This is a genomic window from Xanthomonas translucens pv. undulosa, assembly GCF_017301775.1.
Taxonomy (GTDB): domain Bacteria; phylum Pseudomonadota; class Gammaproteobacteria; order Xanthomonadales; family Xanthomonadaceae; genus Xanthomonas_A; species Xanthomonas_A translucens.
The window spans coordinates 3,932,697-3,946,557 of record NZ_CP063993.1; the positions used below are offsets into that span (position 1 = coordinate 3,932,697).

Annotated in this window: 14 protein-coding genes; 3 read left to right on the forward strand and 11 right to left on the reverse strand. The window is 69.3% G+C overall.

All coding sequences use genetic code 11. The annotated features are described in order from the left end of the window. Window positions 1–40: 40 nt before the first annotated feature. Complete coding sequence (locus ISN38_RS16685; protein ID WP_206711915.1) at window positions 41–1,531, reverse strand: M20 family metallopeptidase; 1,491 nt, start codon at window positions 1,529–1,531, stop codon at window positions 41–43. Between the two features lie 209 nt (window positions 1,532–1,740). Between ISN38_RS16685 and ISN38_RS16690 the strand changes: the two genes are divergently transcribed. From ISN38_RS16690 to ISN38_RS16700, 3 genes are all read left to right on the forward strand, one after another. Further along, window positions 1,741–2,073, forward strand: a complete 333-nt coding sequence (locus ISN38_RS16690; protein WP_003471928.1) for a ComEA family DNA-binding protein — start codon at window positions 1,741–1,743, stop codon at window positions 2,071–2,073. Between the two features lie 511 nt (window positions 2,074–2,584). Beyond that, window positions 2,585–3,181 carry a HutD/Ves family protein gene (locus tag ISN38_RS16695; RefSeq protein WP_038239479.1) on the forward strand — a complete coding sequence of 199 codons (597 nt, stop codon included), beginning with the start codon at window positions 2,585–2,587 and terminating at the stop codon, window positions 3,179–3,181. Window positions 3,182–3,301: 120 nt separating this feature from the next. Further along, the gene (locus ISN38_RS16700) at window positions 3,302–4,012 is read left to right on the forward strand and encodes a response regulator transcription factor (RefSeq protein WP_222936878.1); all 711 of its coding nucleotides are present in this window, start codon (window positions 3,302–3,304) and stop codon (window positions 4,010–4,012) included. A 213-nt stretch (window positions 4,013–4,225) separates the two neighbouring features. On the opposite strand, the gene ISN38_RS16705 is transcribed toward ISN38_RS16700, so the two are convergent. The 10 genes from ISN38_RS16705 to ISN38_RS16750 all read right to left on the reverse strand — a co-directional run bounded on the left by ISN38_RS16705 (window position 4,226) and on the right by ISN38_RS16750 (window position 13,787). Further along, a complete protein-coding gene (locus ISN38_RS16705) occupies window positions 4,226–4,705 on the reverse strand; it encodes a hypothetical protein (RefSeq protein WP_128809214.1) in 480 nt (159 codons plus the stop codon). A 59-nt stretch (window positions 4,706–4,764) separates the two neighbouring features. Continuing rightward, on the reverse strand, window positions 4,765–6,387 hold the full coding sequence (locus ISN38_RS16710; RefSeq protein WP_003471931.1) for a sulfite reductase subunit alpha: 1,623 nt from the start codon (window positions 6,385–6,387) through the stop codon (window positions 4,765–4,767). Continuing rightward, window positions 6,384–7,370 (reverse strand): FAD:protein FMN transferase, encoded by a 987-nt coding sequence (locus ISN38_RS16715; protein WP_003471933.1) that lies wholly within the window; start codon window positions 7,368–7,370, stop codon window positions 6,384–6,386. Before ISN38_RS16715 ends, ISN38_RS16710 begins: the two co-directional genes overlap by 4 nt. Window positions 7,371–7,407: 37 nt before the next feature. After that, on the reverse strand, window positions 7,408–8,214 hold the full coding sequence (locus tag ISN38_RS16720; protein WP_003471936.1) for a DUF4198 domain-containing protein: 807 nt from the start codon (window positions 8,212–8,214) through the stop codon (window positions 7,408–7,410). Window positions 8,215–8,243: 29 nt separating this feature from the next. Further along, window positions 8,244–8,756: a DUF2271 domain-containing protein gene (locus tag ISN38_RS16725; RefSeq protein WP_058361529.1), complete on the reverse strand. Its 513-nt coding sequence runs from the start codon at window positions 8,754–8,756 to the stop codon at window positions 8,244–8,246. Window positions 8,757–8,789: 33 nt separating this feature from the next. Further along, the gene (locus ISN38_RS16730; protein ID WP_003471941.1) at window positions 8,790–9,431 is read right to left on the reverse strand and encodes a PepSY-associated TM helix domain-containing protein; all 642 of its coding nucleotides are present in this window, start codon (window positions 9,429–9,431) and stop codon (window positions 8,790–8,792) included. A gap of 148 nt (window positions 9,432–9,579) precedes the next feature. Then, on the reverse strand, window positions 9,580–10,272 hold the full coding sequence (locus ISN38_RS16735; protein ID WP_003471944.1) for a Fe2+-dependent dioxygenase: 693 nt from the start codon (window positions 10,270–10,272) through the stop codon (window positions 9,580–9,582). 70 nt (window positions 10,273–10,342) lie between these two features. Then, on the reverse strand, window positions 10,343–12,631 hold the full coding sequence (locus ISN38_RS16740) for a catecholate siderophore receptor Fiu (RefSeq protein ID WP_206711916.1): 2,289 nt from the start codon (window positions 12,629–12,631) through the stop codon (window positions 10,343–10,345). Between the two features lie 290 nt (window positions 12,632–12,921). Then, on the reverse strand, window positions 12,922–13,254 hold the full coding sequence (locus tag ISN38_RS16745) for a non-heme iron oxygenase ferredoxin subunit (protein ID WP_003471947.1): 333 nt from the start codon (window positions 13,252–13,254) through the stop codon (window positions 12,922–12,924). Further along, window positions 13,251–13,787 (reverse strand): GNAT family N-acetyltransferase, encoded by a 537-nt coding sequence (locus ISN38_RS16750; RefSeq protein ID WP_047325111.1) that lies wholly within the window; start codon window positions 13,785–13,787, stop codon window positions 13,251–13,253. Before ISN38_RS16750 ends, ISN38_RS16745 begins: the two co-directional genes overlap by 4 nt. Window positions 13,788–13,861: the final 74 nt, after the last annotated feature.

Sequence of the window (13,861 nt, forward strand, 5' to 3'; positions counted from 1 at the left end):
CCAGCGCATGGCAGCCATCATCGCGACGGCCGCCGCAGGCTCAGCAGCAGCCGTGCGCGCCGTGCTGCTCGCCGCCGGCCACCGCGGCGCTGCCGGTGGTCTCGCCGCGCACGCTGGCGGCATGGTGCTCGGCGATCACCTTCGACACGCAGGCGGTGACCCGCTTGCCCATCGGGATGTGCAGGAACTCGTTCGGCCCGTGCGCGTTGGAATGCGGGCCGAGCACGCCGGTGATCATGAACTGCGCGCCGGGGAACTTCTCGCCGAGCATGCCCATGAACGGGATCGAGCCGCCTTCGCCCATGTACATCGCCGGCTTGCCGAAGGCGGCCTGCGAGGCGGCCTCGATCGCATCGGTCAGCCACGGCGATTGCGCCGGCGCGTTCCAGCCCGAGGACGACTTCTCCAGCGCCAGCGACACCTGCGCGCCGTACGGCGGATCGCGCAGCAACACGTCTTTGAGCAACTCGCCGGCGTGCTTGCCGTCCAGGGTCGGCGGCAGGCGCAGCGACAGCTTCACCGCGGTCTGCGGGCGCAGCACGTTGCCGGCCGAGGCCAGCGGCGGCAGGCCATCGGCGCCGGTCACCGACAGCGCCGGGCGCCAGGTGCGGTTGAGCACCAGCTCGGTCAGATCCTCATCCATCGGGGTCATCCCCGGCAGGAACGGGAACTTGCTGTAGACCTCGTCGCCGAGCACCTCGGCGACCTTGCGCGCCTGCGCCAGGCGTTCTTCCGGAATCTCCGCGTACAGGCCCTCGACCCTGATCTTGCCGGTGGCCTCGTCCTCCAGCCGCGACAGCAACTCGCGCAGCACGCGGAAGCTGGACGGCACCACGCCGGAGGCATCGCCCGAATGCACGCCTTCGCTGAGCACCTTGACGCTGAAGTTGCCGCCGGCCAGGCCGCGCAGCGAGGTCGTGCACCACAGCTGCTCGTAGTTGCCGCAGCCCGAATCCAGGCACACCACCAGCGACGGCTTGCCGATGCGCTCGGCCAGGTGATCGACGTAGGCGGGCAGATCGTAGCTGCCCGATTCCTCGCAGGCCTCGATCAGGATCACGCAGCGCGCGTGTGCGATGCCCTGGTCCTGCAGGGCCAGGATCGCGGCCAGCGAGCCGAACAGCGCGTAGCCGTCGTCGGCGCCGCCGCGGCCGTACAGGCGGTCGCCCTTGAGCACCGGCGTCCACGGACCCAGGTCGGCGTCCCAGCCGGTCATTTCCGGCTGCTTGTCCAGGTGCCCGTACAGCAGCACCGTGTCCGTGCCGGTCTCGGCGCCGGTGGCCGGCACGTCCAGATAGATCAGCGGCGTGCGCCCTTCCAACTGCACCACCTCGACCACCAGACCTGGGATCGCTTGCGCGCGCGCCCAGCGCTCCATCAGCCGCACCGCATCGCCCATGTAGCCATTGGCGACCCAATCGGCATCGAACATCGGCGACTTGTTGGGAATGCGGATGTAATCGACCAGCTGCGGGACGATGTCGTCGTCCCACTTCGCGCTGAGGAAACGGTCGATCTTGGCACTGTCCATGGAACGCTCCGGAATTGTTGCACTAACAGGAATGGCGCCCATTCTACGCCGCGGCCCCCGTGTAGGGTTTTTCCTACACGTTGACGCGCCGTTTACCTGCTGTTTGCGGAGGAGGTTGGCGATAGGCTGTATCCACGTGGCGAGGGATGCTTTCGACACCGGCAGGAGAGGCCGGTGAAGTCCCCATCCAAGTCACAAGGAGTGTTGCCATGCAGTCTTTTATTGTGGTCCTGAAGTCTCTGGTTCTGGCCTTGCTGCTGACCGGTTCCGCGCTCGCCGCGGACAAGGTCAACATCAATTCCGCCAGCGCTGCGGAAATCGACCGGGTGTTGTTGAACGTGGGTGCCTCCAAGGCACAGGCGATCGTCGACTACCGGCAGGCACACGGGCCATTCAAAAGCGTCGAGGACCTGGCGCTGGTGAAGGGAATCGGACTCAAGACGGTCGAACGGAACCACGACCGGATCGAAGTGGGAGCCACGAAGGCGACCACGCCGACGGTAGCCAGGACGGCAGCCGCCAAGCCGGTGGAAAGGCGTTAAACGGATTTGAGCGTTAAAGGGATTTAAAGCATTAAAGGGATTGAAAAGGAAAAGATACGGCTGGTGCGGGACGCGCGGTCGCGACCTCGTTGAGCAGGATGCCCAGGGGGGAGGCAGGAAGCCGACATGGACGTACATCGTCGCCCGGTGTTGCACAGTGACGTGCAGCCGGGCGACGTTTTTTATGGGCGATGGTTTTTCTTGGGCGCCCTGCCGGGTGCTCCCGCCGACATCGCGCCCGTCGTGGTTGCCGGCGCGACTTGCCGGCGTCCCGTTTGCCGGCGCGTCCCGTCGCCGTGGCGGCACACACCGATGGCGAGTCGCGATGCGCGCAAGGCGTCGTCGGGGCGCTGCTTGCGTGCGTATCGCGCCCACGCGGCGCCGAGTGCGCGCAAGGCGTCGCGGTGCCGCTGCCTGCGTGCCGATCGCGCCCACGCGCCGCCGAGCGGATGGGCAACGATGCGTGCTTCCGCACCCGATCGTGCAGAATGCGCCGATGGACTGGTGCCACATGCCTTCGCGGGTGATCCGCGCCAACGACTACTGCCGCGAGCGCTGGCGCAACGGACTGGGCTGGACCCGGGAGATCCTGCGCCTGCCGCAGCCCGGCAACGACGACTGGTTGCTGCGCCTGTCGATCGCCGAGATCGAGCAGGACGCGGCTTTTTCAAGCTTCCCCGGCATCGACCGGGAACTGGTGCTGCTGCGCGGCGCCGGCCTGCGCCTGCGCTTCGACGACGGCGCTGAGCACCTGTTGCAGCTGCCGTACGCGCGGCTGCGCTTCGCCGGCGAGCGAGCGCTGCGTGGCGAACTGCTCGACGGCCCAACCCACGACTTCAACCTGATGTGGCGCCGCGACCGCCTGCGCACGCAACTGCTGCACCGGCCGCTGGTCGGGCCGATGCTGTTCTTCGCCGAACCTGGAATCGGTTGGGTCGTTCATCTTCTGGCAGGGCAGGCCCGGTTCGATACGGACTGCGGATTGCCGCCGCTGGCCGCCGGCGACAGCGCCTGGTTGAGCGCCAACGCCAGGCAGCGCTTCGCTTTGCGCGGTGGTGGCGAGCTGCTGGCGATCCGCATCGAACCGCTGCCGACGCCCGCCGACTGAGCTGTCGGCAGCGCGCGCGCGGCGCTTGCGGCGTCGGCACCAACCGCGTCCAATGCGCGGACGCGGCTATCCCGGAGCCGTGGAGCGGAACGAAAGGTGGCCTCGGACAACAGCAGGTGGTTGGCGAAAGTAGTGGTGGTGGACGACGACGCGGCCTTGCGCGACCGGATTCGCGATTATCTGGCCCGTTTCAATTTGCAGGTGCACGATGCCGAAAACGGCGCACAGCTGTACGCGCAGCTGGCGGCCGATCGCTACGATGCGGTGCTGCTCAATGCCGGCCTCAGCGGCGGCGAAGGGCTGAACCTGTGCCGGCAACTGCGCGACCGCGGCGGCATCGCGATCGTGATGATGGCCGACCAGGCCGAGCCGGTGGACCGGGTCATCGGCCTGGACCTGGGCGCGGACGATTACCTGACCCGGCCGCTGGACTTGCGCGAACTGGTGGCGCGGCTCAATGCGGTGCTGCGGCGTACCCGCGTGGCGCCGTCGCCGGCCCCGGCGCAGGACGGCGAATGGCAGGTCGATGCCTATCGGCACCAGGCGGTGGCCCCGGACGGTCGCGCGATCCCGTTGTCGCCCAGCGAACTGCGGCTGATGGCGGTGTTCCTCGATCAGCCCGGCAACGTGCTCAGCCGCGAGGATCTGCGCGCGGCGATCGGCGACAGCGACGGCAGCGTTCCCCAGGGCGGTCGCGGTATCGACCTGCAGGTCTCGCGGTTGCGGCAGAAGCTGGGCGACGATCCGCTGGTGCCGCAATGGATCCGCACCGTGCGCGGCAAGGGCTACCTGTTCGAGCCGCATCGGCTGGGAATGCCCGCCGTACGCTGATCCCGCATCGCATCGCATCGCATCGCCGTGCGCCGTGCGCCGTGGGCCTTGCGGCAGGCGGCAGGCGGCAGGCGGCAGGCGGTGCGGATGGCTGTGAGCCGCCCCTGCACGCTCGGCCATCGTTTCGGTTGCGCCGTCTGTCGGCGCGCTTGTGGGGGCATCTCGCCACTCGCATCGCCGGCCATCGGCCGAGCGATCGTCCTGCATGCGATTTCACCTGCGGCGGCGACTCACAGCGGGAACATCTGCACAGCGATATGTTCCCATGTGTCGCGCGGTGCGCTGACCGGAACTGGCTGCATGCACACGCCGAGATCGCAATCGGGCCTGATCAATGCGGCGGCCATGCGCCGGCGCTGCAGGGGCGGTACGCCGTCGCGCAAGCCGTAGGCGTCCAGCCGTGCCGTCGCCAGCAGCGGGTTGCTCTTGCGCCATGAAGATCAGCGGTGTCAGCAACTCGAACAGATCGCAATGGCCGACGATCGCATCGCCGAAATCGAGCAGGCCGCTCAGGGTCCATTGGTCATGGTCGTTGCGCGCCATCACGTTCCAGGGAGGGATGGCCATGTGCATGAAGCGCAGCTGCAGAGGCGGCGAAAAATCGTCGGCACGCTGTGATGTGCGGCATGGCAACGAAGCCGTCGTCTGGATGGACGTCGTCAGATCAGTGCACTTGCCGAGTGCGCGCTTCATTGGCCAATGGCGGGCGCAGGCACAGCAAAGCGCTGGGGCCGTCGCCGCGCCGGGAGCGCTCAGTACACGTCGCGCCGGTAGCGTCCTTGCAGCAGCAGCGTTTCCTTGCCCAGCCGCCCCAGCACGTCCTCCAGCACTGCATCCACGCCCGGGGCCATGCCGCGCAGGCTGCCGCAGACGTAGATCGCCGCACCTTGCGCGACCCAGTCGCGCAGGTCCGGCGCGGCCGCGCGCAGGGCGTCCTGCACGTAGCGGTACGCGCCAGCGTCGCGCGAGAACACCGCATCCTGCCGCTGCAATGCGCCGTGCGCCAGCCAGGAGCGCAGTTCCTCGCCGTAGTGGTCGTCGTGCGCGGCATGGCGTTCGCCGTACAGCAGCCAGGTACGGCGGGCACCGGCGTCGATGCGCGCGCGCAGGTGTGCGCGCAGCCCGGCGATGCCGGTGCCGTTGCCGATCAGGATCAGCGGCCGCGCCGGATCGGCGGGCGGGTGGAAGTTCGGATTCGGGCGCAGCCGCAGCGCGATCTCGGCGCCGATCGGCGCGGTATCGCATAGCCAGCCGCTGCCCAGGCCGGGCGTGCCGTCTGCGTGCAGCGCGCGGCGCAGCAACAGGCGCAGCGCGCCGTCGCTAGGCATCGAGGCGATCGAGTATTCGCGATGCGGCAATGGCTGCAAGCGCGCGGCCAGCGCTGCGGGCGCGCTGCCGGCGGCTTGTTGCGGATCGGGCAGGTGGCTGCGTGCCAACAGCGCGGCCAGCGTGGTCGGCGCCTGGCCGGGACGCGGCAATGGTGCCGAACCGTCCAGGCCGCTGGCCTGCAGCCAGGCCTGCACCGCGGCGTCGCCATGACACGGACCGATCTCGGCCAGGTCGCCGGCCTGCCAGAGCGGCAGCGCGCCGTCGGCGGGCTGCAGCGCCAGCTCGAACACCGCGCCGCCGACGCTGCCGGGATTGCACAGACGCCGTTGCTGCAACTGCCAGCGCTGGTAGGCCGGCGCGCTCCAGTCGGCTTGCTCGCTGCTGCCGGCGAGCTGGCCGAGCAATTGTTGCCAGTGGCGCAGCGTGGCGGCGTCGGCGTTGTCCACGTCGATGCGGTCGAACAGCGGGTGCGCGCCGCGCTGGCGCAGCCAGGCATCGAGCTGGCGGCCGAACGCGCAGAAATGATCGTAGCGGCGATCGCCCAGCGCCAGCACTGCGTAGCGCAGCTGCGGCAAGGGCGGTTGTTGCGCCATTGCGGTGCGCAGGAACGGCAGCGCGTGGTCGGGCGGATCGCCTTCGCCGCTGGTGCTGACCACGAACAGCGCCTGGCGTGCGCCGGCCAGTTCGGCCGCGGAGATTTTCTGCAGGGGCAGCACGCGTACCGCCTGGCCCGCCGCGCGCAATGCCGCCGCGCTGCGCAGCGCCAGTTGCTGGGCGAAGCCGGTCTGGCTGGCCCAGGCCAGCAGCAGCGTCGCGTCGCCCTGCTTGCCCGTGCGCCGTGCGCCGCGCCACCACAGCCACGCGCACGCCAGCGCGTACGCCGCGGCGACCAGCGCCGCGTAGACGATGCGCTGCTGCGATGGCGCACCGTTCCACCAGGGCTGCGGATGCAGCCGCAGCAGCGCATAGCCGATCGCGCCCAGCAGTGCGAACGTCGCCACGTGCCCGATGCCGTTCCAGTTGCGTGGCGAGCGCGGCCGGGTCATGCGTCGAGCAGCGCGGCGAAGGCGCTGCTGAGCCGCTCCTGCACGCGTTCGCCATCGCGCAGCAGGAAGCGTGCCGCCAGCCGTTCGCGTTCGGCGCAGGCCAGGCCGGCGTCGGCGCCGAGCACGCTCAGCGCGGTGGCCCAGGCATCGGCGTGCATCGCATCGGCGGCGACCACGCTGACCGCCGCCAGCGACGCCGCGATCGGCATGCCGCTGCGCGGATCCAGGGTATGGCTGTAGCGCTGGCCGTCTTGTTCGAAGCGGTGCCAGCGATCGCCGGAGGTGGCGACCGCGCGGCCGTCCAGCGCCAGCACCCGCGGCGGCGTCGCCGCCTGCGCGTCCTCGTCGGGTGCCGATTCCACCAGCACCCGCCACGGCTGCCCATCGGGCTTGCGGCCATAACCGTAGAGTTCGCCGCCGACCTCGACCAGCGCGCTGGCCACGCCTTGCGCCTGCAATGCGCGCACCGCCAGATCCACGCCATAGCCCTTGGCGATCGCCGAAAGATCCAGGCGCAGGCCGCCGGGCTGGCGCAGGCTGGCGCCGCTCTCGTCCAGCGCGAGTTGCCGCCAGTCGCCAGCGGCGCGCGCCTGGCGCAACGCAGCCGCACCGGGCACGCGCTGGCTGTCGGCGTCGGCGCCGAAACCCCACAATCCCAGCACCGCGCCGATCGTCGGATCGAACGCGCCGTCGCTGCGCCGCGCGATGTCCAGCGCGCAGCGCAGCACCTCGGCGAACGCCGCGGGCAGCGCGTGCACGCTGCCGGCGGCGGCGCGGTTGTAGCGGCTGATGGCCGAGTCCGCTTGCCAGGTGCTCATCTGCGCGACCACCTGGTCGAGCTTCGCCTGGATCGCCGCGTGCAGCGGATGCAGGTCGCGACCGCGGCGCAGCACCAGTTTCGCGCTCCAGGTCGTGCCCATGCTCTGCCCGCCGAGGGTGGCGATCTCGGTCTCGGCGTCGGCGCGCGCGTGCGACGCGTTCATGCCGCCGCGTGCCGGCTCGCGCAGGAGCGGCGCGCGGTCACTGCGGCAGCACTTCCAGCGTCGCCACGTAGCTGAGCCGGCGCTGCCTGGCCTGCGGCAGCGAGGTTTTGGCGTCCTCGCTGCTGCTCTGCAGCCAGTACATGCCCGCTTCCGGCCAGGTCACGCTGAAGCGGCCCTGCGCGTCGGTGGTGAGCTTCAGTGCGTCCTGCGCGTTGCGGTAGCGGGTGCCGCCGCGCACGATCGCCACGTCCAGCCCGGGCGCCGGCTTGCCGTCGATGTGCAGCGTGAAGGTGGCCTGCTCGCCGGCGAACAGGTCGTTGGGATGGGTCACCGGCAGCAGTTCCAGGCCGCGGCCGCTGGGGGTGAGCGCGGTCTGGTTGGGGGCGCCGTTGGTGACGAAGGTTTCCACCCGGCCCAGCGCCTGCGACACCTGCAGGTCCTGCGCATCCTTCGGCACTTCGCTGGCGAAGCTGGCGGCATTGCCGCGCCAGCGCTTGCGCTGGCCGTTCTCGTTCCAGTTGGCGAACAGGCCGTCGTTGACCAGGGCCAGGCGATAGGTGCCGGTCTGCATCAGCTCCAGGTCGAACACGCTGCGATACTTGCCGGTGGCCGGGTTCTGCGGCTGCACGGCGCTGCCGTCGGGCGCGGTGATGAGCAGGGTGTCCAGGCGCAGCGGCACGTGGTTGAAGTAGAACAGGTCGTTGGACACCGCCGCATCGACGGTGATCCATGGCTGCTCGCCGGCGAGCACGGTCTGCGAGGGTTGCAGCCAGGCCTTGTGGGCGAGGGCAGAGAACGGCAGGACCGCGGCGATGGCCAGCGTCAGCACGAAAGGACGCTTCATGGACTTGCTCCTTGCGACGAAAGAGGGAATCACGGCTTGGCGCTCAGGCGCACCGCGCCCAGTTCGCTGCTGCCCTGCGCGCTGCCGGTCTCGCGGGCCTCGGCCGGCCACGCGAACGGGATCTTCAGCAGCTCACGGCCGCCGACTTCGCGCACGGCTTCGACCACCAGCGTGTACTGGCCCGGCGCCAGGCCCTTGAGTTGCTGCGCGTCGGTGAACGCCAGCGCGTGCTTGCCGGCCGGGCGGGTCGGGCCGCTGATCCCGTCCACCGGCATCTGCAGCGTACGCCCGCTGCGCCGCCACCATTGGCGCAGGTCCGGCAGCCACTTGTTGCCGTGGCCTTCGGCGCTGTCGCTGGACTGGTACCAGACCGCCAGGTTGCGCGCGAGCTGCTGGTCGGCGCCTTCCACCCAGATCGCGACATAGGGGCGGTGGTATTCGGCGACGTTGAGCTTGGGAATCTCCACGTCCAGTTCCAGCGTGGCCGCATACGCGGGCATTGACAGCAGGCCGCTCAGGGCGATGGTCAGGGTGACGCGCATGCGAGGCTCCATGGGTGAACGAGGCGGGTCGGGTCAGTGGATCAGCAGCAGCGCGATCAGCAGCGGAATCAGCAGGCCCAGCCCGACCAGCGGCCAAGTCATGCGCCGCTGACGCGCATGCAGCTGCAGCAGGAACAGGCCGGTGCTGCAGAACACCAGGCAGGCCACCGCGAACAAATCGATGAACCAGCCCCACGCCGGGCCGGTATTGCGGCCCTTGTGCAGGTCGTTGAAGTAGGAGACCCAGCCGCGGTCGGTGCGTTCGTATTCGACCGCGCCGCTGCCGCGGTCGATGCTCAGCCAGGCATCGCGGCCGGGTCCAGGCAGCGCCAGGTACACCTCGTCGGCCGACCACTCGGCCGGTTGCCGGCCCAGGCGCAGCGCCAGTTCGCGCTCCAGCCAGGCCGACACCGGCTGCGGCAGCGGCGCGTCGCCCTGGGCCTGGCCGCCGAGGCGCTGCAGCAATGCGGCCGGCAACTGCGCGGTACGGTTGAGCACCTGCGGCTTGGCCTCGATGCGCGCGGCGTGGTTGAGGGTGAGCCCGGTGGCGGCGAACACCAGCATGCCGATCAGGCACAGCGCCGCGCTGATCCAGTGCCACTGGTGCAGCGTGCGCAGCCAGAAGCCGCGGCGCTGCTGCGCCGTGGCCAGATCGGGAGAAGCGGAGTCGGACAACGCGGCAGTTGAAGAGGCGGGACGAACTGCATTCTACATAAATGAGAATTAGTCGCAATTGCGGCTGGGCCGCTGCCACATGCGCGACGCGGGAAACACCGCGGTCGCAACAGCAACGCAGCGCCGCCGACCGTGTTCACCGCCCGGCTCAGGTCTCGGACCAGTCGCGCAGCAGGTTGTGGTAGACGTTGCTCAGCCGCAGCAGCGCCGCGGCATCGGCCTTGGTGGCGGTCAGCGCCTGGATCGCCGTGTCCAGCTCGAACAGCGACTGGCGCCGGCCGGCGTCGCGCACCAGGCTCTGCACCCAGAAGAACGAAGCCAGGCGCGCGCCGCGGGTGACCGGCAGCACGCGGTGCAGGCTGCTGGACGGATACAGGATCAGGTCGCCGGCCGGCAGTTTCACCTCGTGCTCGCCGTAGGTGTCGCTGATCACCAGTTCGCCGCCGTCGTACTCCTCCGGCGCGGACAGGAACAAGGTGCAGGACAGGTCGGTACGCAGGGTCAGCGCCGGCTGCGTGGCGCTGGCGGCCTGGGTCATCACCGCGCCATCGACGTGGAAGCCATACTCGCCGCCGCCTTCGTAGCGATTGAAGCGCGGCGGGATCGTGCGCAGCGGCAGCGCGGCGGCGAAATACAGCGGGCTGCGCGCCAGCGCGTTGAGCACCGCCTGGCCGAGTTCGTGCTTGAGCGGCGCTGCGTCGGGCAGTTGCAGGTTGCGCTTGACCTGCGCGCCCTGCGTGCCGACTGTCTCGCGGCCGTCGGTCCAGTCGGCGCCGGCTAGCGCCTGGCGCAAGCGCGCGACTTCGTCGGCGCTGAGGATATTGGGGATGTGCAGCAGCATGGGGACGCTCCGGCAACGGTCGCCTTCCGCGCGGAAGGCGACCGTTGCACGTCGGTGGAGGAAGCCGCGGTCAGAACTTGATGTTGGCGCTCAGCATCGCCGAACGCGGCGCGCCGGGCGTGTAGCGGAAGCCGCTCTTGTTGATGGCCGCGACGTAGTCCTTGTCGAACACGTTGTACACGTTCAGGCGCAGATCGAAGTGGTCGTTGATCGGGTAGATCAGCACCGCGTCCCATACCGCATAAGACTTCACCAGGGCCGGCGTGCCCACCGCGCTGTCGCTGCCGCGCTTCATCGCGCCGGAGTAGCGGGCGCCGCCGCCGACGCTCAGGCCGAACGGCAGGGTGTAGGTGGTCCACGCGGTGAATGCGCTGTCGGGGGTGTAGGCCAGGTCCATGCTGCCGTCCTGCGACACCTTGGCGCCTTGCTGCACCTGTGCGTCGAGCTTGGTGTAGCCGGTGGAGATCGACCAGTTGTCGCTGAGCTTGCCGACCGCCGACAGCTCCACGCCCTGCACCTGCTTCTCGCCGGTCTGGTAGTAGAGCCCGTCGCTGCCCTGCGCGATCTCGTTGCTGACGTCGGTGCGGAACAGCGCCATGGTCACGAACAGGCTGTCGTCCAGGAAGTTCCACTTGCTGCCGACTTCGGCGGTTCTGGCCTTCTGCGGGTCGAAGCGGGGGTTGTTGGCGTTGTTGGCCGATGCGCTCAGTTCCAGCGAACTGCCGCCCGGAGGCTGCTGCGAGATCGCGTAGTTGGCGTACAGGCTGACGTTCTCGGCTGCCTTGTAGACCGCGCCGAGCTTCCAGCTGAACAATGTATCGGAGATGTCCGCGTTCACGCCGACCGCGGTGGTGCAGGGTACGGCGGTGGAGGTGGCGGTGGTGCAGGTCAGGCTGTTGAAGTCGGTCTTGTAGCGGTCGGCGCGCACGCCGGCGGTGACCAGGACGCTGTCGCCGAACTTCAGTGTGTCGAAGGCGTAGGCAGAGAATGTGGTGGTGCTGCCCTTGCTGTGCGCGCCGTTGCGCGCGGTGAACAGCGGCGTGGTATTCCAGTCCGGGGCGTAGACGTTGGCCGGGTTGGCGGCCAGCCAGGCGGCGCGGTCGACGATGTTGTGACCCCAGCTCTGCAGCTCCTCGCGCGCGGCTTCCACGCCGGTGCTGAGGGTGTGCCGCACCGCGCCGGTGGCGAAGTCCACGCGCAGGTTCAGCTGGTCGGTGAGGATGGTGTACTGCTGGTCCTTGAAGGTGGGCAGGCTGCGCGCCACCGTCCAGGTCGCGGTGTCGGCGGGGTTGGGCATGAATGCGAAAAGCAGGTAGTCCTGTTCGTTGCGGCCCCAGCGCGCGGTGTTGGTCAGCTTGACCGTGTCGGAGACGTCGTGCTCGAAGCGGAACGTCGCCATCTTCGCGGTCACGTCGTCGTGGTCGTCGCGGGTGCCGTAGAAGTTCTCGCTGTCCACGCGTGGGGCGTTGCTCAGCCACGGACGCGCCGGATCGGGCGAGGTGTAGCCGGGCAGGCCGATGCTGGCCACGCCGCCGTCGGGTATGTTGTCCTGCTTCACGTACAGCAGGTCGAGGTAGTAGCGGGTGTCGCTGCCGAGGCCGAACACCAGCGACGAGGCCAGGCCCCAGCGCGTGTTGTTGACGTGGTCGCGGCCGAGCGCATCGCTGTCCTGGCCCATCACGTTCAGCCGCAGCGCGCTGCTGGCGCCCAGGGACTGGTTCCAGTCCGCGGTCAGGCGGCGCTGGTTGTCGCTGCCCCCGGACAGCGAGCCGCTGACCGCATCGCTCAGGTTCGCCTGCTGGGTCACCAGGTTGATCGCGCCGGTCGGCGCGCTGCGGCCGTTGTCGGTGCCGGCTGGGCCCTTCTCGACCTCGATCTGCTCGACGTTGAACACATCGCGCGATATCGAGCCCAGGTCGCGCACGCCGTCGACGAAGATGCTGCTGGAGCTGTCGAAGCCGCGCATGTAGATCGCATCGCCGGTGGCGGTGCTGCCGTTCTCGCCAACGTAGAAGGTGCCCACGCCGGGGCTGTTGCGCAGCGCCTCGGTGAGCGTGGTGGCGCCCTGTTCGTTGAACAGGTCCTTGCTGATCACGTTGATCGTCTGCGGGGTGTCGATCAGTGGCTGGGTGAACTTGGGCGAGTCCGGCGCTTCCACCAGGTAACGCTTGGCGCGCTGCGCTTCCACGTCGACCTTGCCGAGGGTGGTGGGCGAGTCGATGGGCGCGGCATCGGCATCAGCGGCGAGCGCGCGAGGCGAGAGCAGGCTCAGGCCGCCCAGCAGCGCGGCGGCGGTGAGGGTCTGCGCGGACACCGGGCGGGAAACGGCGTGCTTGCGGCTCTTGATCGGGGAGGTCATGGACGGTTCGGCTATGCAGGAAGAACGGGCGGTCCGCAGCGCACGCAGCCGTGTCCGGAGGGCAGGCCGTACGCAAGGTCGGAGGGGGGCCAGAGGACTGGCTGACGCTGGCCGCACGGCGCGGACATCCGCTCTATTTCCGCGCAAATACGAATTGTTTGCAATATCTTTCGTGTATGGCGCCGCATCGCGGGCCATGCCGGCGCTTCCGATAGCGGCCGCACCAACCTCTTTTCTTTCTCTAAATTTCTGAAAAGAAAGGGGATTGCGTGGTGCCGCGGGCCGCCCGATCAGTCGCGGTCGTCGCGGGTCCAGAGTCCGCCGTGTTCGGACTTCACCGGGAATTTCGGCACCGGGCTATAGGCCGGTGCGCACAACGGGCGGCCGTCGCGCACGTCGAAGCGGGCGCCGTGCAGCACGCATTCGATGCTGCCTGCGGCGGCATCGAAGCTGCCGGGGGACAGCTCGTAGTCCTCGTGGCTGCAGCGGTCTTCCAGCGCGTAGAAGACGCCGTCGAGGTTGAACACCACGATCGGGGTGGCAGTGACCTCGTCCCACACCGTGGCGGTCTCGCCCGGCAGCAGCGCGCCGTCGGCGCAGACGAAGGTCCAGGTCTCGCTCATGCCGCGCTCCCCAGCGGCTTCTCCAGCAGCTCGAAGCGCAGGTCGTCGCGCCTGGGCGCGCCGAAGCGCGCGTCGCCGTAGGGGAAGGGTTTCTTGACCCCTGTGCGGCGGTAACCGCGGCGCTCGTAGAACGCGATCAGCTCCTCGCGCAGGTCGATCACCGTCATCTGCATCACCGGCAACTGCCATTCCTGCCAGGCAATGCGCTCGGCCTCGGCCAGCACGGTCGTGCCCAGGCCGCCGCCCTGCGCCTGCGGCTGCACCGAGAACATGCCGAAATAGCCGGCGCCGCCGTCGTCGGCCATGTGCGCGCAGGCGATCAGCTCGCCGTCGCGCTCGGCCAGCAGCACCAGGCTGCGCGGGCGCAGGATATCGGCGCGCAGCACCTCGCGATCGATGCGGTTGCCGTCGAGCAGATCGGCCTCGGTGGTCCAGCCGACGCGGCTGCTGTCGCCGCGATAGGCCGAGGTGACCAGGGCGGCGATGGCGTCGATGTCGGCGACGGTGGCGGGGCGGAAGGTGAGGGGGGGCATGGGGGGATTTTATGTCATTGACTCGGGACTCGGGACTCGATTCAAGAGTCCTTGCGACAGGGGCGCGCGTACCC